Raw genomic sequence first — 17,129 nt, 5'->3', positions numbered from 1 at the left:
CATGAGACTACTGCCTTTTAAACCGCTTCACAGTCTGTTGCGCAACATCCAGCGCGTCGGAAGTCAGCTGGTTCAGCTGGTCGCTGCGCTGCTGTCGCATGAGCGCCTGTTGGTGTACCTTCGCCGCCTCAATCTCCAGCTGACGCGCCTTGAGCTGCTGGCGGCGCTGAATTTCCAGCTGCCGCAGGCTCGGGGTGTACCAGCTGTCTGGGCCGATCTTCATCACGTACAGCAGGATGAACAAAGTCGGGATCATGAGTAGCGCCACGCCAGTGAGAATATCCAGGCCCAGTTCCGTAAACAGCACCGTTCCTGCTAGCGACCCGACCGTGCCCAGCCAGAACACGCCCGCGCGCATCCGTTGGCTCGCGCGTCGCGCTTGCACGATTTCAGCTTGGGAGTACAGCACCGCTTCATTGGGCACTTGCTTATCGACGGCTCTTTCAACCGCCATCGGTGGCAAGTCACGCAACACCGTTGCAAGGTCGTCGTGATACTGCGCATCGGCGACCTGGCTGCAGCGTTGGTCGAACTCGTCCATGTTCAGACGGCCCTCGCCAAGCGCGCGACCGAGCGCATCCATTGCGTCGATGCGCTCGGCGTCACTGATTCTGTAGTTGCCGTAAGGGGTGCTCACGTCGCCGATTTTACCCTGTACGGCGGCGAAGGGTTATGCGTGCCAGCGCTCGTCGGTACCGGTCTTGCGGTCCTCGTAGCGCTGCTTCGCGTCGATGTACTCCTGCTCCGGGAGCTGGTAGAAGTACACGCGCGGCAAGACACCCTCCACATGCTCGAGGTAGGTGTTGACGAAGCCGTCAACATCTTCGCGGTCTGCCGACTTCGTGTTCACGTAAATGAACAGCGGACGCGCCAGCGGGTAGTTACCGTTGCGGGCTTCCTCGGCGGTTGGTGCGATGCCGTCGACAAGCACATTGTCAATCTTGTTACGGGTCGGGTCCTCGGTCGCCAGGTAGTTACCAATACCCATGAAGCTCAGCGCGTTGACGTCCTCAGCCACCCAACCGGAAAGTTCCTGGATGTCGTCGGTTGCCTCGTAGTCGTCGCGCAGCTCCATGTCGTCCAGCACCAGCGACTGGAACACGCCCAGGGTGCCGGAGCCCTCCGGGCGGCCGTAGAGGTTGATCTCCTCGTCCGGCCAGGACGGATCGATGTCGGACCACTTGGTCACCTCAGAGTCGCTCGACCAGATCTCGGCGAGCTGCTCGATGCTCAGATCAGTGGCCCAGTCGTTGTCGCGGTGCTTCACGATGGTGATCGCGTCGAGGCCGATCGGCAGCTCAACGTACTCAACATCGTTGTCGGCGCACTGCTTCTGGAAGTCGGTCGGAGCATCCGCGCCCGGGATGACCACAGAGGCGTCGTTGATGTCCGCCTCGCCGTTGCAGAACAACTCGAAACCGTCGGTGGAGCCGATGGCGTCGATGCTCACGTCGAAGTCGTAGCGGTTCGCGATGTAGCTGGTGATCGGTTCCACAGTGGAGGAACCGGTGACCTTGATCGCGTCCTCGCTCGGGGTGTTGTCGTTCGAGCAGCCAGCTGCGAACAGAGTTACAGCGGCCAGCGCTGCGGCAGTGAGTTGCTTACGCATCGTGCTTGCTCTCCCTCATCTCGGCGCGGAAATCGCGCAGCATCTTGAACAGGTTCGCCCAGGTGCCTTTCGGGGTGCCGAAGTAGTCCGGGAAGTTCTCCAGCTCCTCGGCCTGCTCCGGGGTCACGTTCGGGTTGAGCTTCTTCGCGTATGCCGGCTTCACAACGGTCTCGGTGCGCTCCGTAACCGGCTCCTGAGCCTCGGTCTCGACCTCAGCGCGCGCAGCAGCGTCGTCGCTGATCAGCTGCTGTGCATTGCGGCGGCGGGCTTCGAGTTCGGTGCGAACCTCAGCCGCAGTCTCCTCGAGCTCTGCGAGCAGCGCTTCGAGTGCATCATCCGGGGCCTCGGTCTGAATCAGGTCCTGGGCGAGCGGGGACAGGTCCGGGGTTTGGTTGTTCTCGTTCGGGTTCGTCATTGTGGGCTCCTTAGGACAGGGCGTTGGAGATGAACACGGCCAGGATCGGCAGGGCGAAGAACACGCCACCAATCCAGAGGAAGACGTAGAGCTTGTTCTTCGTCGCCATACCGGCGAGCCAGTCGGAACCGGCCGGCGGCAGCTTGCGCAGGAACGGGATGCCCAGGATCAGCAGGGCGGCGAAGGTGTTGAACAGGGTGTGCACGAGCGCACCGGACATGGCGGCCTCGGCCTCGGCGCCGGAAGCGGAGAACGCCGCGATCAGGCCGGTGACGGTGGTACCGATGTTTGCGCCCACCACGAACGGGAAGAGGGTGCGTACCTCGAACTTGCCCGACGCTGCCAGCGGAACGGTCAGTGCGGTGGTGGTGGAAGAAGACTGCACCAGGGCGGTGATCAGGGCGCCGGAGAGCACACCGACAAACGCGTTCTTGCCCAACGCGGCGTAGAGGATCTCCTGTGCCTTGCCCACGAGGAGCAGGTTCAGGATCTTGCCGATGAAGCTAATGGAGAACAGGATCAGAGCAATACCGATGACGGAAAGCAGGATGCCGCCCCAGATGTCGCCAAGCGGCTCAACCAAGCCGCTCACCAGCTCTACCAGCGGCTCGGTGATCAGGTCGATGAAGTCGCCAATCGCCTCGAAGATGCCGGAAACAACGCCCTCGCCCTGGCCAGACAGCGACGGTGCGATCGCGGTCGCGGTCTTGCCCAGGAAGCCGGTGAACATCTCCAGCGGGAAGAAGATCAGGATGGCGATGAGGTTGAAGAAGTCGTGCACGGTTGCCATGGAGAAACCGCGCTGGAACTGCTGCTTGTTACCTGCCAGACCCAGGGCCACCAGGGTCGAGGTGACCGAGGTACCCATGTTCGCACCGAAGAGCATCGGAATCGCGATGTTCAGCGGCAGGCCACCAGCGATCATGCCCACCACGATGGAGGTGGTGGTGGAGGAGGACTGAATAATCGCCGTGGTGACGATACCGATCGCCAGACCCACGAACGGGTTCTCAGCGAAGGAGAACAGCTCCTGTGCTTGATCGCCGGCGATCATCTTGAAGCCGTCGCCGATCATGCCCACGCCGTTGAGCAGCAGCCAGATGCCGAGGAGGACTGCGATCCAGTTGGCAACCTGCTTGGCGGTGCCTTCGAGTGGGAGCCAGGCTAGCGGGTCCTTCTTTTCGTCATCCTCGTCGACCTCGTTGTCGTCGAGGTTTCGATTTTCGTCATCGGTCTTGGTCGAGTCGTCATCAGCAAAGCTCACTGCCGTGCTTCCGCTGGCTTCGGCGCTGCGGTCAGTGTCGTGCTTTTGGGACACTTCTTTGTCTCTACTCATGCTCACCCAATCGTTTGGTTGGTCGTCTCACGCCGTGAACACACACGTGCATGCCCGACCGTACGGCGGCAGGGTTGTCGGCGGGTGGCCCCGAGGTGAATTTTGGGAAAACTGAGAGCGAGATGAGAATCCCTGCTGCTAACTGGTTCAAGATCGTGTACGAAACGTGTACGTTGAAAACAATGACAAAGATCGAAGAACTGAGGGATCACTACGACAACACGGATGTCGCCGAGCTCATCGACTCCGCCGAGGAGGTGGATTTTGGCGATCATGTAACGCCCGAGGCAATGAGCGCGTTTACGGTTCGCCTTCCAACCCACGTGCTCAACCGGGTCCGCGCGATAGCAGAGCAGGAGAATTGCTCCACGGGGGCGGCGATGCGGGCGATCATCGAGCAGGGTGTTGCAGACTCAATGAGCGATGACGCCGTCATCCCTGTCAGGGAGCTGCGCAGACTCATCTCCTCCGCTCGCGGAGCGTAGCTCCCAGCTAGTCGTCGTCGGCGAACTGCGACTGGCTTAGCTCGTAGTAGAAGCCTTGCTTATCGACGAGCTCCGCATGCGATCCCTGCTCCACGATCTGCCCATCTCGCATGACCAAGATCAAGTCGGCGTCCCGGATCGTCGACAAGCGGTGGGCAATGACGAAGGAGGTGCGGTCGGCGCGCAGGGCGTTCATCGCCTGCTGCACCAACACTTCCGTTCTGGTGTCGACGGAGGACGTCGCTTCGTCGAGAATGAGCAACGCCGGCTGCGCGAGGAAGGCACGCGCAATGGTGATCAGCTGGCGCTCGCCCTGGGAAATGGAACCGCCATCCTGATCCACCTCGGTGTTGTATCCGTCGGGCAGCGCGCGCACGAAACGGTCGACATAGGTCGCCTTGGCAGCCGCGATAACCTCTTCGTCGGTGGCATCGAGGCGACCGTAGCGGATGTTGTCCATGATCGTGCCCTTGTACAGCACCGCGTCCTGGAGCACCATACCGATCTGCTCGCGCAGCTCGGCGCGTGAGAGGTCGCGGATATCCACGCCGTCGAGCGTGATTTGGCCCGCGTCGATCTCGTAGAAGCGCATGATCAGGTTCACCAGCGTAGTCTTGCCCGCGCCGGTGGGGCCGACAATGGCCGCGGTCTGGCCGGGCTCGACGCGCAGGCTCAGGTCGCGGATCAGCGGCTCGCCCTCGGCTGCTGCCTCCTTGTCATAAGAGAACTCGACATCGCGGAACTCCACAAGGCCGCGTGCGCGGCCACCCAGGTGCGCGTCCGCCGCGTCCTCCGATTCTTCCTCCGCGTCGAGCAGCTCGAAGACGCGCTCCGCAGACGCCACACCGGACTGCAGCATCTGCATCATGCCCGCGATCTCACCGAGCGGCTGGTTGAACTGGCGCGAGTACTGGATGAACGCGGTAGCGTCGCCGAGCGTCATATGCCCATTGGCCACGCGCACGCCGCCGAGCACCGCGATGGCCACGTAGCTCAAATATGAGATGAACTGCATGATCGGGTGCATCGAGTTGGCCATGAACTGCGCCTTCTGCGCGGCGCCAGCAAGCTCGTTATTGCGCCGGTCGAACTCCTCGCGCAGCTCCTCGGTGCGCCCGAAGATCATTGCCACGTCGTGGCCGGAGAACGCCTCCTCCACGTGCCCGTTGACATCGCCGGTCGCCTTCCACTGGGTGACAAACTGCTTCTGGGAGCGGGTGCCCACAAGGGCCATCACCACGCCGGTCAACGGAATGGCCAACAGCGCGACCAGCGCAAGCTGCCATGAGATGGAGAACATCATCGCGATGATGCCCACCAAGGTTAGGAGAGCGTTGAACAGCGAAGACAAGGACTGCTGCAATGCCTGCTGGACGTTGTCCACGTCGTTGGTGGTGCGGCTCATCACGTCGCCGCGCTGTCGGGCGTCGAAGTAGCTCAGCGGCAGCCGGTGCAGCTTCGCTTCCACCTTCTGGCGCAGTTCAAACACGGCGCGCACAGCCAGCCGGTTCAAGATCGCACCCTGCGCCCACATCAGCAGCGAGGCCAGGAAAAAGAGCGTCAGCACCACAATGATCAGCTCGCCGAGGCGACCGAAGTCGATGCCGGAACCAGGCGTGAGTGTCATCGCCTCAGCCATGTCCGCGAACTGGTCCTGGCCCGCGGCGCGCATCGCCTCTACCGCTTGCGTTTTGTCCATTCCCTCGGGCAGCTGCTTCGACACCACGCCGGAGAAGATCACGTCCATTGCATGGCCCATCACCCGCGGCGCGTACACGCCCAGGATCACCGAGCCGGCATTCATCAAGAACACGAATGTCAGCGCCACCTTGTAGGGGGCCAGCAGACCTAAAAGCCGCTTCGCGGACGGCCAGAAGTGCTTTGCCTTGCGCGGCGCGTTTTGGGAGAAGTTGTCGCCGGCCATCTTCTCTTCGTATTCGGCCAGCTGCTCATCGGTCAGTTCAGCGTTTTGTCCCGTCGGCGCACTCATGCGTCCACCACCTGTTGGCTGCGTTCAATCTCCCGGTAGGTCTCGCTCGAGGCCATCAGCTCTTCGTGCGTGCCGCGCGCGACAATCTCACCGGCCTCCATCACCAGGATCTGGTCGGCATCGCGTATCGACGCCACCCGTTGCGCCACCACAATCTGTGTCATCCCCGCTGCGTGCTCACGCAGCGCTGCCTGCAAATTCGCCTCGGTGACTGCATCGAGCGCTGAGAAGGAGTCGTCGAAAAGCAAAATGCTTGGGCGAGCCACGAGCATGCGAGCGATGCACAACCGCTGCCGCTGACCGCCCGAGACGTTTGTGCCGCCTTGAGCGATCGGCATCTCGAGGTCTTCGACGAAGCTGGCTTGCGCGATCCCCAGTGCTTGCCACAGCTCCTCGTCGCTCGCCTCCGGGTTTGCGATGCGCAGGTTCGATGCCACTGTGCCTGAGTACAGCCAGGGTTTCTGCGGCACCATGCTGACTAAGCGCACCAGCTCGGCACGGGGAATCGCGCGGACATCGGTGCCGGACACGCGCACCTCGCCCTCGCTCGCCGTGTACAGCCGCGGAATCAGCCCGAGCAGCGTCGATTTGCCGGCGCCGGTCGAACCGATAATCGCGGTGGTCGTGCCAGGCTTCGCAGTAAAGCTCACATTGTTCAGCACAGGGTGCTCTGCGCCAGGGTAGGTGTAGCTCACCCGGTCGAACTCGACCTCGCCGGAGCTATTGCTTATCGACGCCTCCGTGGCGCTGTCCACCCCGTGGTCGGAAACCTCATGGTCAAGTACCTCGGCCACGCGCCGAGCGCACACAATCGCGCGCGGCAGCATCATGAGCATGAACACGCCCATCATCACCGCCATGAGGATTTGCATGAGGTACTGCATGAACGCGGTGAGCGCACCGACCTCAACCAAGCCTTGATCCACGCGGTGGCCGCCAAACCACAGCACTGCGGCCGTAGCCAAGTTCAGGATGAGCATGATGACCGGGAACATCGTGACAAAGAGACGTCCGATGTTGAGGCTGAGTTTGCTAATCGCGGTGTTCGCGTCGGTGAAGCGGTCCATCTCGTGTGCTTCGCGGCCAAAAGCGCGCACGACGCGGATACCGGCGATCTGCTCGCGGAGCAGGCCATTGATGGCGTCGAGGCGTTCCTGCATCTTGCGGAACATGGGCATGAGCACCCCTGCGAGGATGCTCACCACGATCGCGAGTGCGACCACGGCGAGGACCACCAGCCAGGACATGCCCGCATCCTGGCGCAGGGCCATGATGATGCCGCCGATCGCCATGATGGGCGCTGCGATCATGAAATTAAGGGCAAGCAGCATCGTCATCTGGATCTGCTGCACGTCGTTGGTGCCGCGGGTGATCAGCGTCGGGGTGCCGAATTGGCTCATGTCCTCTTTACTGAAGCCCGTGACGTTGTCGAAGACGTCTGCGCGCACGTCGCGGCCTGTCTTCATCGCGGCTTGCGAGGCGAACCATACGGCAGCAACCGCCGCTGCGACCTGGATGAGCGCGACAATGAGCATGCGCAGACCCACGTTCCAAATGTAGGGCACATCCGCGCGCGCGACACCGTTATCAATAATGTCTGCGTTGAGGTCCGGTAGGTAGAGCGTAGCCAGGGTGGTGACGAGCTGGAGCACCATCACGGCAAGAATCGCGCCGGAGTAGCGCTTGCCGTATGTGCCGATGATTCGGAGAAGATCCACCGGGCAATCGTAGACCCGCCATCATCGACAACGCACGTCTGAGTTTGCGGACATTCCTGGCCGGAATGTTAAGCGGTTTAACACATGACTAGATTGACGTTAATTGTAGGCGGATCTCTTAACATTAAGGTCTGGTTGTGGTGCCAGCGCCGGTGAGTATTTCCAAAGCTGCAGTGTTGAGGAAGATTTTCGTGCGACCGGCCTTTTGTTCCTCAAGGATCCCGGCTTGCGCAAGTGAACTCAACCAGATCGAGGCGGTCTGCCGCGTAGCAAGGCCTTTCGCTGGCAGGTCAGCGATTCGCACGTACGGCTGCATGTAAAGAAGTTCGGAAAGCTCTGCCGCAGGCTGGATGCCCAACTCGCGAATGTGATCCCTCGTCTCTGCCTGCGCCCTCGTGAGTTCATCGATGAGGTCTGCTGTGGCGCGAGCCGATGAAGCCACTGCATCAACCATGAAAAGAATCCAATCTTCCCAGGCGTTGTCAGCTGTGACGGCTCGAAGCAGACGGTAGTAGCTGGATTTGTTCTGAACGATGTAGCCGGAAAGGTAAAGAACAGGAAGATCGAGCACGTCTTCTTGCAGCAAGAGGAGGATATTGAGGATTCTTCCAGTGCGGCCATTTCCGTCGTAGAACGGGTGGATTGCCTCGAACTGATAGTGTGTTGCCGCCATAAGTACGAGGGGATCCAACCCGTGATCCGAATAGATGAATCTTTCCCATTCGGTGAGATGCCGCTCGATAACATCTCGACCCTCCGGCGGTGTGTATCTACGAGTTCCGGTCACGGGATCGCCGATGTAGGTTCCGGGGGTTGATCTCACCGTGGCGGGATTACCGGTAAGTGTTGAAGCGATCTCAATTGCGACCTTTTCTGACACTGGGCGGTTTCCAAGAAGCTTCACGCCGTGTCGAAGAGCGTCTCGATATCGAAGGGCTTCCTTAGTCGCAGGGTCGGGGGCGGGGTTAACGTTGTACTCGGCACGAAAAAGTTCGTCGTTTGTCGTGACAATGTTTTCAATCTCCGTTGAAGCTTGTGCTTCTCTAAGAGGTATCGTGCTCGTGATGATGTCGGGGTTTGGAATAAGCCGGCATGCTGTGTTCAGCGCAGCTAGGGCGACTCGAGCCTCGATTACCGCCTTAAGCACCTTGGGTGTTTCGAGTACCTGGCTCGGTGGCAATGGGGGCAGTTGGTTGAAAGGCGCCTCTGAGTCGAACATGCGCGTCATGTTAAGACGATAAGCATTTTGCCCCTCTGATGTCGACCAGAGAGGCAAAACTTAACATCAACCGCGTGAAGCGCTAACCCTCGCGCTTGTGGGTGGAGTGTGCGAGCATGTCCTCCCACTCGACGATCTTCTTGCGCTCGCGGGCGTTGGTTCCGCAGTCTGCACCTGCGGCGCGCTCGGCCTCATCCAGGCGGTACCAGCCATCCCAGGTGGTGTATTCGATGTCGCGCGACTGCAGCAGCCCCAGAATCGCATCCGGATCCTCGTGCGCCGGAGCGGTGAGGCGGCCGGCAAGGGCATCGCTGACCAGCATGTCCGTCGTTTCCTTGGCGTCGGACTTGGTGTTGCCGATCAGGCCGATCGGGCCACGCTTGATCCAGCCGGTGGTGTAGAGGTCTGGGACGATCTCGCCGTCTGGGTCTGTGAGGACGTGGCCGCCGTCGTTCGGGATGACGTGGCGCTCGGTGTCGAAGGGCACGCCCTCGACCGGCTCGGAGCGGTAGCCCACCGCGTGGTAGACCTGCTGCACCGGCCAATCGGTGAACTTGCCGGTGCCGCGGATGCCGCCTTCGCCGTCAAGTTCCTGGCGTTCCGTGCGGATGCCCACAATTGCGTCGCCCTCGGTGAGCACCTCTACGGGTGCCTCGAAGAAGTGAATGTAGATTTTGTGCGGCGAATCGTCCGGCTCGCGCATGGCGTACTGCTCCAGCACCTGGCAGACGAGGTCGACGGACTTGTCGGCCCGGCGCACCTCTTCGCTGAGCTGGTCGTAGTCGATGTCCTCGGGGTCAACGAGCACCTGGATGGTCTCGGACTCGTCGAGTTCACGCAGTTCCTTCGGGGTGAACTTCGCTTGTGCGGGGCCGCGGCGGCCGAACATGTGCACCGTTTGTGCTTGGTTGCCCTTGAGCGACTCATAGACGTTGTCCGGGATCTCGGTGACTAAGAGCTCGTCGCCAGTCTTTGCCAGCACGCGCGAGATGTCGAGCGCGACGTTGCCCACGCCGACCACTGCGACTTCCTTTGCGGAGAGATCCCAGTTGCGCTCAAAGCGCGGGTTGCCGTCGTAAAAGCCCACGAATTCGCCAGCGCCGATGGACTTGTCGCCGCCTGGAATAAGCAGGTCGCGGTCGCGCACAGCACCGGTGGAGAAGACTACGGCGTCGTAGTACTCGCGGAGCTCTTCCACGGTGATGTCGCGGCCCACGGTGACGTTGCCGATCAGGCGCAACTTCGGCTTGTCCAGCACGTTGTGCAGGCTCTTCACAATGCCCTTAATGCGCGGGTGATCCGGCGCGACGCCGTAGCGGATCAGGCCGAACGGCGCGGGCATCTGCTCGAACAGATCCACGTGGATGTCCAACTCCTGGTTGCGGATGAGCAGATCAGAGGCGTAAATCCCGGCGGGTCCGGCACCGATCACGGCGACTCGCAGACTCATAGTTCACACGTTCCTTTCGCGTTGTGGCGTTTTCTCCAGGACAATATAGACGATAGACAATGCGGTCTGTAAACCGGTCGGAAAATTTTATCCAGCCCCTACAGTGCCTGACTTGCCGCCGAGATTGTGCACTTGAGGATTCTATTCATGCTGAAACCCCAAGCTCTGTAGCGTTTTCAACGAAGCTACGTTGCGGTAGACAACATGGTACGGCAAGCTTCCCGTAAACGTCGTCAGGCAATGGCGACATAAGACAGATCGGTCTAGTAAAGGAGCTGCCCGTGAGTGCACCAACGGTGAAGCGCGAGCGTGTCCGCAAGCCGGAGGGGCAATGGCTTGTCGACGGCACCGCCCCCCTGAACCACGACGAGGAGCTCAAGCAGGCCTCCGAGATTTGGGACGTGAAGCAACGCGTTATCGACACCTACTCCAAGGAGGGGTTCGACTCCATCGCGCGCGAGGACTTGTACCCGCGGTTCAAGTGGCTAGGCCTGTACACCCAGCGCAAGCAGAACCTCGGCGGTGAGTACACGGGCGAGGACAACTCGGTGCTGGAGGACAAGTTTTTCATGATGCGCGTGCGCTTCGACGGGGGTCGCTGCACCACCGCCCAAGCTCGCGCCGTCGGTGAGATTTCTCGGGACTACGCCCGCTCCACGGTGGACCTCACCGACCGTCAGAACATCCAGCTGCACTGGGTGCGTGTGGAAGACGTGCCGGCGATCTGGGAAAAGCTCGAAGCTCACGGCTTGAATACCTGGGACGCCTGCGGCGACGTGCCGCGCGTGGTGCTCGGTAGCCCGGTTGCCGGCATCGCGAAGGACGAGATCATAGACGCGACCCCGGCCATCGAGCGCATCCAGGAGATCTTCACCGATGCCGAGTTCCAGAACCTGCCGCGCAAGTTCAAGTCGGCGATTTCTGGCAACGCACGCCAGGACGTGGTGCACGAGATCAATGACCTCGCCTTCATCGGCGTCGAACACCCAGAGCTCGGGCCCGGCTTCGAGTGCTACGTTGGCGGCGGCTTGTCCACCAACCCGATGCTCGCGCAGTCGCTCGGTGCGTTTGTCACCCTTGAGCAGGTGCCGGAGGTGTGGGCGAACGTCGTGCGCATCTTCCGCGACTACGGTTACCGCCGCCTACGCAACCGCGCACGCCTGAAGTTCCTGGTCGCCGAGTGGGGCGTGGAAAAGTTCCGCCAGATCCTCGAGGAGGACTACCTCGGCTACGCGCTGCCGGACGGGCCGCACGCGCCGAACAACCTCGTCGACCGTGACCACATTGGCGTGCACGAGCAAAAGGACGGCAACGTCTACATCGGCGTGAAGCCCACGCTCGGCCACATGTCCGGTGAGCAGCTCATCGCGATTGCAGACTTGGCTGAGCACTTCGGTGTTTCGCAGCTGCGGTTTACCCCGTTCAAGGAGCTCCTGTTGTTGGGAGTCGATCCCGCAGATGTCGATAAGCTGAAGCTCGAGCTGGACCAGCTGGGCCTGAGCAGCGAGCCGAGCGAGTTCCGCCGCGGTCTGATTTCGTGCACGGGGCTGGAGTACTGCAAGCTCGCGCACGTCACCACCAAGTCGCGGGCGATTGAGCTTGCCGACGAACTGGAGGAGCGCTTCGGCGACTTGGACTCGCCGATCTCGATCTCGCTGAACGGCTGCCCGAATGCCTGCGCGCGCCACCACGTCTCCGACATCGGATTGAAGGGCCAGATGGTGGCCGGACCCGACGGGGAGAAGGTGGAGGGTTTCCAGGTGCACCTCGGCGGCACGATCGGCGAGGGTGCGAACTTCGGCCGCAAGCTGCGCGGGCACAAGGTGCTTTCATCCGAGCTGACGGAATACGTCACGCGCGTGGTGCAGCACTACGTGGACCAGCGCGTTGACGGCGAGACGTTCCGCGACTGGGTGCAGCGCGCAGAAGAGGATGACCTGCGATGAATTTCCGCCGGGAGCCGAACCCGAATCGCAACCACCCGACGTTTTGCCCCTACTGCGGCGGCGAGGAGCTGTGGCCGAACGAGGAGACCGATTTTGCGTGGAAATGCGGCGAATGCCTGCGGATCTACGAGGTCAAGTTCTATGGCCAGGACGCGCCCGCAAACGCTCCTGCGCCTGCGCTGTCCACCCCCGACGCGCTGCAAGCGTCACTGAAGCGCAGCGGGCATACTGCGGTCCTGCGCGCAACCGGAGATACTGGCAAGGATGAGTACTAACATGATCAACTTGCTGCACACTGGCGGCAGCGGCGACTCAGGTTACCGCGACCCTGCCATCAGCCCCGATGGGCCCACCACGACGGAGCCCCTCCCGCCCGAGATCGCCGAGCGCAATGCCGCGCTGGTTGAGGAGTTCGCCGATTCGCTTTACGACGCTCCGGCTGACGCAATCCTTGCATGGGCCCACGAGCACGCCCCGGGGCCGGTGGCGGTGACGCTGTCGATGGAAAACACGGTGCTGGCGGAGCTCGCCGAGCGTCACCTGCCCGGCGCCGACTTCCTGTTCCTGGACACCGAGTACCACTTCCCGGAGACCCTGGATGTGGCCGCTGAGGTGGAGCAGCGCTACCCGGAACACCGCCTGGTGCGTGCGACGGCGGTATTGAGCCGTGCCGAGCAGGACAAGGTCTACGGGCCGAACCTGTTCCTGCGCGAGCCGTCCGCCTGCTGCCGGATGCGCAAGGTGGAGCCGCTCGCCGTGCACATGAGCCCTTACGTGGGCTGGGTGACCGGTCTGCGGCGCGCCGACGGCCCGACCCGCGCGGAAGCGCCGGCGCTATCGCTGGACAACACCGGACGCCTCAAGATCTCCCCGCTGGTCACCTGGTCGCTGGAAGACACCGAGGCCTTCGAGCGCGACGAGAACCTGATCATCCACCCGCTCACGCGCCAGGGTTATCCCTCCATTGGCTGCGCCACCTGCACCATGCCGGTGGCCGAGGGCGAGGACCCGCGCGCCGGGCGATGGGCATTTGCCAACAAGACCGAGTGCGGCTTGCACGAGTAAGTCACGAGTAAGTCACCAGTAAGTATTGAAGGACTGAGTACATGGGTACAACAGTGAACGCGCTTTCGCCGCACCTGAAAGATTTAGAGAACGAGTCCATCCACATCCTGCGTGAGGTGGCCGGGCAGTTCGACAAGATTGGCCTGCTGTTTTCCGGCGGCAAGGACTCCTGCGTGGTCTTCGAACTCGCCAGGCGAGCCTTCCATCCCGCCGCCATGCCGATTGAGCTGTTGCATGTGGATACGGGCCACAACTTCCCCGAGGTGATTGAGTTCCGGGACGCGCTCGTCGATAAGCACAATGCCCGGCTGCGGGTGGCGCACGTGCAGGACTGGATTGACCGGGGCGACCTGGTGGAGCGGCCTGATGGCACGCGCAACCCGCTGCAGACCGTGCCACTGGTGGAGACTATCGCCGAGGTTGGCTATGACGCGGTGCTGGGCGGTGCCCGGCGCGACGAGGAGCGGGCCCGCGCGAAGGAGCGCGTGTTCTCCGTGCGCGATTCTTTCGGCGGCTGGGATCCCCGCCGCCAGCGCCCTGAGCTGTGGGATCTGTACAACGGCGGCAAGTTGCCGGGCGAGAACATCCGCGTGTTCCCGATCTCGAACTGGACCGAGTCGGACGTGTGGGAGTACATCGGCGCGCGCGGCATCGAGCTTCCCAGCATCTACTTCGCGCACGACCGTGAGGTGTTCAACCGTGGCGGTATGTGGCTGACGGCTGGAGAGTGGGGCGGCCCGCGCGACGGCGAGGAGATTCAGACTCGTCGCGTGCGCTACCGCACCGTGGGCGACATGTCCTGCACGGGTGCCGTGGATTCGGATGCCACCACCATTGACCAGGTGCTGGCGGAGATTGCCACCTCCACCTTGACAGAGCGCGGCGCCACCCGCGCGGATGACCGTTTGAGCGAGTCCGCCATGGAGGACCGCAAGAAGGAGGGCTACTTCTGATGTCGAATACCACTCTGGCGAGCGAGGCGTTGGCCGACCGCGCCACCCTGCGTCTCTGCACCGCCGGCAGCGTCGACGATGGCAAGTCCACCTTTGTCGGCCGTCTTTTGCACGACACCAAGTCGGTGCTCGCTGACCAGCTCGCCTCGGTCGAGCGCACCAGCGCAGATCGCGGTTTCGAGGGGCTCGACTTGAGCTTGCTTGTCGACGGCCTTCGGGCCGAACGCGAGCAGGGCATCACCATCGACGTTGCCTACCGCTACTTCGCTACGGACAAGCGCACCTTCATCCTCGCCGACACCCCGGGGCACGTCCAGTACACCCGTAACACGGTCACCGGCATGTCGAACTCCCAGGTGGTGGTCTTGCTTGTCGACGCCCGCAACGGCGTCGTCGAACAAACCATCCGTCACCTCACCGTGTCCAAGCTGCTGGGCGTGAAAACGGTCATCCTCGGCGTGAACAAGATCGACCTGGTTGACTACTCGCAGGAAGTCTTCGAGGACATCCGCGCTGCGTTCGAGGCGAAGGCGCAGGAGTTGGGTATCGAGGAACCGATCGCGGTGCCGATCTCTGCGCTCAAGGGAGACAATGTCGCCGAGCGCTCTTCCAACATGGACTGGTACACCGGCCCCACCGTGCTCGAGCTTCTCGAAACCATCCCCGTCAACTCCGGTCGCGCGCTCGAGCTGCCGTTCCGTTTCCCCATCCAGTACGTCCTTCGCGAGCACGCCTCCGACTACCGCGCCTATGCAGGCAAGGTCACCGCAGGGAGCATTTCGCTTAACGACGTGGTGTCTGCCCCCAACGGGCGCGAAACCCGAGTCGTTGGCATCGACTCCGCCGACGGCGAAGTCGAGCACGCAGAGGCAGGTGACTCCGTGGCACTTCGCCTGGCAGACGAGATCGACCTCACCCGTGGTGACCTGCTGGCGGCGCAGCCGCGCCCCGAGGACGTCACCGAGTTCGCCGCCACCGTGGTGGGCCTAACCGAGAAGGACCTCGCGCCGGGCAAGCCAGTGAAGCTGCGCTACGGTACTTCGCTCGTGCGCGCTCGCCTGGCCAGCGTGGACCGGATCTTGGACATCGACTCCGCTGATAGCGACGTCATCGATCCTGCGGGAGTGGGTTTGAACGACATCGCGCACGTGACGATCCAGGTCGCTGACGAGCTTCCGGTGGAGGACTACGCCGCCCGCGGTGCCGTCGGTAGTTTCCTGTTGATTGACCAGGCAAGCGGGAACACGCTCGCCGCCGGGTTTGTGGGCACGCGCCTGCGCTAAGGACGCTAAGGACGCTAAGGACTGGCCATGACTGCGCTGATCACGCTCTCGCACGGGTCTCGCCACCCGAATGCCCGCGCCGGCGTTCAGGCGCTCACCCACGCGGCTGCAGAGCGGCTCGGGGTGAACAGCATTGACGCCCACCTCGAGTTCATCGCGCCCAACCTCGAGGCGGCGGCACGCGAACTCGGCGAACCCGCGATAGTCGTACCGCTGCTGTTCACCGAGGCGTTCCACGCCACGCACGACGTGCCGGAGCACCTCAAGGCGGCTTCCGCGCACGCGCCGCTGAAGCTGACGCCCGGCCTTGGGATGGGCGAAGATATTGCCGAGGTCCTTGCCGAGCGTGTAGCGCTTGACGCACCACCTAGCGCCCACATCGCGCTGTACCCAGTGGGAACATCGAACGCGCAGCAGACGCAGGGATACGAGGCGCTCGCCGTCAACGTGGGGGAGCGCAGTGGTCACAGCGTGAGCGTGGTCGCGGCAACACGCGGCGGCATCACTGCGCTCACCGAACTTGCCCGCGAGCGCGGGAACGTTCACGTGCTGCCCCTCTTCGTCGCCGATGGGCTGCTGCTGGATAAAGCGCGGGAGGCCATACCGCGCATCGAGGCGGAAACCGGCGCGCGAATGTCGTGCTCCGGTCCGCTCACCACCGATCTGGCCGGCATCGTCGCCAGCCGCTACACCACCGCATTGGAGGTTTGCCATGCGTAACCTGACCGCGCTGCTGCTGATTTCGGTCGCCGGCTTCGCCGCACAGCTTGTCGACGGCGGGCTGGGGATGGGCTTCGGCGTCACCTCCACCACCATCCTGATCATGCTCGCGGGCTTAACCCCCGCTACCGCCTCTGCTGTGGTGCACACCGCCGAGTTGGGTACCACCTTGGTATCCGGTGTGGCGCACTGGCGCTTCGGCAACGTGGATTGGCGCACCGCCTTCGCCGTCGGCATTCCGGGCGCGATCGGCGCGTTCACCGGCGCCGTCGTGCTCACCCAGCTGCCGATGGAGCACGCGCGCCCCATCATGTCGGCGATCCTCGCCATCATCGGCGCGAACCTCATGCTGCGCTTCGCGCGCGGGCTGACCCGGCGCAAGCTTTCGCCGAAACCGCACTCGAAGCGCTTCCTCGGCGGGCTTGGCTTGTTCGGCGGCTTCGTCGACGCCACCGGCGGCGGAGGCTGGGGGCCGGTGACCACCACCGCGCTGCTTTCCGCAGGCCGTTCTGAGCCGCGCCGCATCGTCGGCACCGTCAACACCGCCGAGTTCTTAGTCACCGCCGCTGCCACCACAGGCTTCGTCGTCGGCATGTGGCATGACCTGCTGGCCAACCTCGCGGCGGTGGGCGCACTCTTGGTCGGCGGCGTCATCGCCGCGCCGATCGCGGCCTGGCTGGTCTCCCGCCTCAACCCGATCCTGCTTGGCGGACTCGTGGGCACCGTGATCACCATGCTCAACCTGCCTGTGGTGCTCGCGGCACTCGGTTTGGACCAACACCTGTGGATCGTGCGAGTCCTCATCCTGGCAATCGGTGCGGTGCTGTCGTGGCGGGGTGTGATGAAAGCACGCGCAAACTCGAAGGCTGCGTCCGAACTTGAGGGTGCGACCGCCACTGAAATCGTCGTGGAACCCCAACGCGCCTAAGACCGCGTAGGT

Annotated in this window: 16 protein-coding genes; 8 read left to right on the top strand and 8 right to left on the bottom strand. The window is 62.7% G+C overall.

Going from position 1 to position 17,129, the window contains the following annotated elements:
* Window positions 1-7: 7 nt before the first annotated feature.
* Genes CGLAU_RS11205 through CGLAU_RS11190 form a run of 4 tightly spaced genes read right to left on the bottom strand, consistent with a single transcriptional unit; the run spans window position 8 to window position 3,360 of the window.
* Complete coding sequence (locus tag CGLAU_RS11205) at window positions 8-637, bottom strand: DUF1707 SHOCT-like domain-containing protein (RefSeq protein ID WP_095660776.1); 630 nt, start codon at window positions 635-637, stop codon at window positions 8-10.
* 33 nt (window positions 638-670) lie between these two features.
* Entirely contained in the window at window positions 671-1,609 is a 939-nt protein-coding gene (locus CGLAU_RS11200; RefSeq protein WP_095660775.1) for a substrate-binding domain-containing protein, read from the bottom strand.
* Window positions 1,602-2,024 (bottom strand): hypothetical protein, encoded by a 423-nt coding sequence (locus CGLAU_RS11195; protein WP_095660774.1) that lies wholly within the window; start codon window positions 2,022-2,024, stop codon window positions 1,602-1,604. Before CGLAU_RS11195 ends, CGLAU_RS11200 begins: the two co-directional genes overlap by 8 nt.
* A gap of 10 nt (window positions 2,025-2,034) precedes the next feature.
* The gene (locus CGLAU_RS11190; RefSeq protein WP_095660773.1) at window positions 2,035-3,360 is read right to left on the bottom strand and encodes a Na/Pi symporter; all 1,326 of its coding nucleotides are present in this window, start codon (window positions 3,358-3,360) and stop codon (window positions 2,035-2,037) included.
* A 182-nt stretch (window positions 3,361-3,542) separates the two neighbouring features.
* Between CGLAU_RS11190 and CGLAU_RS11185 the strand changes: the two genes are divergently transcribed.
* Window positions 3,543-3,845: a hypothetical protein gene (locus tag CGLAU_RS11185; RefSeq protein ID WP_157731374.1), complete on the top strand. Its 303-nt coding sequence runs from the start codon at window positions 3,543-3,545 to the stop codon at window positions 3,843-3,845.
* 7 nt (window positions 3,846-3,852) lie between these two features.
* Here the strand turns inward: CGLAU_RS11185 and CGLAU_RS11180 are convergent, their stop codons facing one another.
* The 4 genes from CGLAU_RS11180 to CGLAU_RS11165 form a co-directional block, all read right to left on the bottom strand.
* The gene (locus CGLAU_RS11180; protein WP_095660771.1) at window positions 3,853-5,835 is read right to left on the bottom strand and encodes an ABC transporter ATP-binding protein; all 1,983 of its coding nucleotides are present in this window, start codon (window positions 5,833-5,835) and stop codon (window positions 3,853-3,855) included.
* Window positions 5,832-7,553, bottom strand: coding sequence for an ABC transporter ATP-binding protein (locus tag CGLAU_RS11175; protein ID WP_095660770.1), 1,722 nt, complete (start codon window positions 7,551-7,553; stop codon window positions 5,832-5,834). Before CGLAU_RS11175 ends, CGLAU_RS11180 begins: the two co-directional genes overlap by 4 nt.
* 124 nt (window positions 7,554-7,677) lie before the next feature.
* Window positions 7,678-8,772, bottom strand: a complete 1,095-nt coding sequence (locus tag CGLAU_RS11170; protein ID WP_232507114.1) for a Fic family protein — start codon at window positions 8,770-8,772, stop codon at window positions 7,678-7,680.
* Window positions 8,773-8,854: 82 nt separating this feature from the next.
* The gene (locus CGLAU_RS11165) at window positions 8,855-10,222 is read right to left on the bottom strand and encodes an FAD-dependent oxidoreductase (RefSeq protein WP_095660769.1); all 1,368 of its coding nucleotides are present in this window, start codon (window positions 10,220-10,222) and stop codon (window positions 8,855-8,857) included.
* Window positions 10,223-10,503: 281 nt separating this feature from the next.
* Here CGLAU_RS11165 and CGLAU_RS11160 point away from each other — a divergent pair, with 281 nt between their 5' ends.
* From CGLAU_RS11160 to CGLAU_RS11130, 7 genes are read left to right on the top strand one after another with little or no spacing between them, the layout of a single operon-like run.
* Window positions 10,504-12,168, top strand: coding sequence for a nitrite/sulfite reductase (locus tag CGLAU_RS11160; protein WP_095660768.1), 1,665 nt, complete (start codon window positions 10,504-10,506; stop codon window positions 12,166-12,168).
* The gene (locus CGLAU_RS11155; protein WP_095660767.1) at window positions 12,165-12,443 is read left to right on the top strand and encodes a hypothetical protein; all 279 of its coding nucleotides are present in this window, start codon (window positions 12,165-12,167) and stop codon (window positions 12,441-12,443) included. The genes CGLAU_RS11160 and CGLAU_RS11155 overlap by 4 nt, the downstream gene beginning before the upstream one ends.
* Window positions 12,433-13,233, top strand: a complete 801-nt coding sequence (locus tag CGLAU_RS11150) for a phosphoadenylyl-sulfate reductase (RefSeq protein ID WP_095660766.1) — start codon at window positions 12,433-12,435, stop codon at window positions 13,231-13,233. Before CGLAU_RS11155 ends, CGLAU_RS11150 begins: the two co-directional genes overlap by 11 nt.
* Before the next feature lie 41 nt (window positions 13,234-13,274).
* The gene (gene cysD / locus CGLAU_RS11145; RefSeq protein ID WP_095660765.1) at window positions 13,275-14,186 is read left to right on the top strand and encodes a sulfate adenylyltransferase subunit CysD; all 912 of its coding nucleotides are present in this window, start codon (window positions 13,275-13,277) and stop codon (window positions 14,184-14,186) included.
* Window positions 14,186-15,469 (top strand): sulfate adenylyltransferase subunit 1, encoded by a 1,284-nt coding sequence (locus tag CGLAU_RS11140; RefSeq protein WP_095660764.1) that lies wholly within the window; start codon window positions 14,186-14,188, stop codon window positions 15,467-15,469. Before cysD ends, CGLAU_RS11140 begins: the two co-directional genes overlap by 1 nt.
* Window positions 15,470-15,496: 27 nt before the next feature.
* On the top strand, window positions 15,497-16,189 hold the full coding sequence (locus tag CGLAU_RS11135) for a sirohydrochlorin chelatase (protein ID WP_095660763.1): 693 nt from the start codon (window positions 15,497-15,499) through the stop codon (window positions 16,187-16,189).
* 1 nt (window position 16,190) lies between these two features.
* Window positions 16,191-17,117 (top strand): sulfite exporter TauE/SafE family protein, encoded by a 927-nt coding sequence (locus CGLAU_RS11130; RefSeq protein ID WP_095661189.1) that lies wholly within the window; start codon window positions 16,191-16,193, stop codon window positions 17,115-17,117.
* The last annotated feature ends 12 nt before the right edge of the window (window positions 17,118-17,129 follow it).

The sequence above is a fragment of the Corynebacterium glaucum genome, assembly GCF_002287505.1.
Taxonomy (GTDB): domain Bacteria; phylum Actinomycetota; class Actinomycetes; order Mycobacteriales; family Mycobacteriaceae; genus Corynebacterium; species Corynebacterium glaucum.
The sequence above is the reverse complement of the archived record's forward strand: the minus strand, read 5'-3'. Positions and strand labels throughout refer to the sequence as shown.

What these genes read in the sequence shown, in the direction of transcription:
- CGLAU_RS11170 (WP_232507114.1), bottom strand. Translation starts at nt 8,772, where the DNA reads ATGTTCGACTCAGAGGCGCCTTTCAACCAACTGCCCCCATTGCCACCG.
- CGLAU_RS11185 (WP_157731374.1), top strand. Translation starts at nt 3,543, where the DNA reads ATGACAAAGATCGAAGAACTGAGGGATCACTACGACAACACGGATGTC.
- CGLAU_RS11140 (WP_095660764.1), top strand. Translation starts at nt 14,186, where the DNA reads ATGTCGAATACCACTCTGGCGAGCGAGGCGTTGGCCGACCGCGCCACC.
- CGLAU_RS11190 (WP_095660773.1), bottom strand. Translation starts at nt 3,360, where the DNA reads ATGAGTAGAGACAAAGAAGTGTCCCAAAAGCACGACACTGACCGCAGC.
- CGLAU_RS11165 (WP_095660769.1), bottom strand. Translation starts at nt 10,222, where the DNA reads ATGAGTCTGCGAGTCGCCGTGATCGGTGCCGGACCCGCCGGGATTTAC.
- CGLAU_RS11155 (WP_095660767.1), top strand. Translation starts at nt 12,165, where the DNA reads ATGAATTTCCGCCGGGAGCCGAACCCGAATCGCAACCACCCGACGTTT.
- CGLAU_RS11135 (WP_095660763.1), top strand. Translation starts at nt 15,497, where the DNA reads ATGACTGCGCTGATCACGCTCTCGCACGGGTCTCGCCACCCGAATGCC.
- cysD (WP_095660765.1), top strand. Translation starts at nt 13,275, where the DNA reads ATGGGTACAACAGTGAACGCGCTTTCGCCGCACCTGAAAGATTTAGAG.
- CGLAU_RS11150 (WP_095660766.1), top strand. Translation starts at nt 12,433, where the DNA reads ATGAGTACTAACATGATCAACTTGCTGCACACTGGCGGCAGCGGCGAC.
- CGLAU_RS11200 (WP_095660775.1), bottom strand. Translation starts at nt 1,609, where the DNA reads ATGCGTAAGCAACTCACTGCCGCAGCGCTGGCCGCTGTAACTCTGTTC.
- CGLAU_RS11180 (WP_095660771.1), bottom strand. Translation starts at nt 5,835, where the DNA reads ATGAGTGCGCCGACGGGACAAAACGCTGAACTGACCGATGAGCAGCTG.
- CGLAU_RS11195 (WP_095660774.1), bottom strand. Translation starts at nt 2,024, where the DNA reads ATGACGAACCCGAACGAGAACAACCAAACCCCGGACCTGTCCCCGCTC.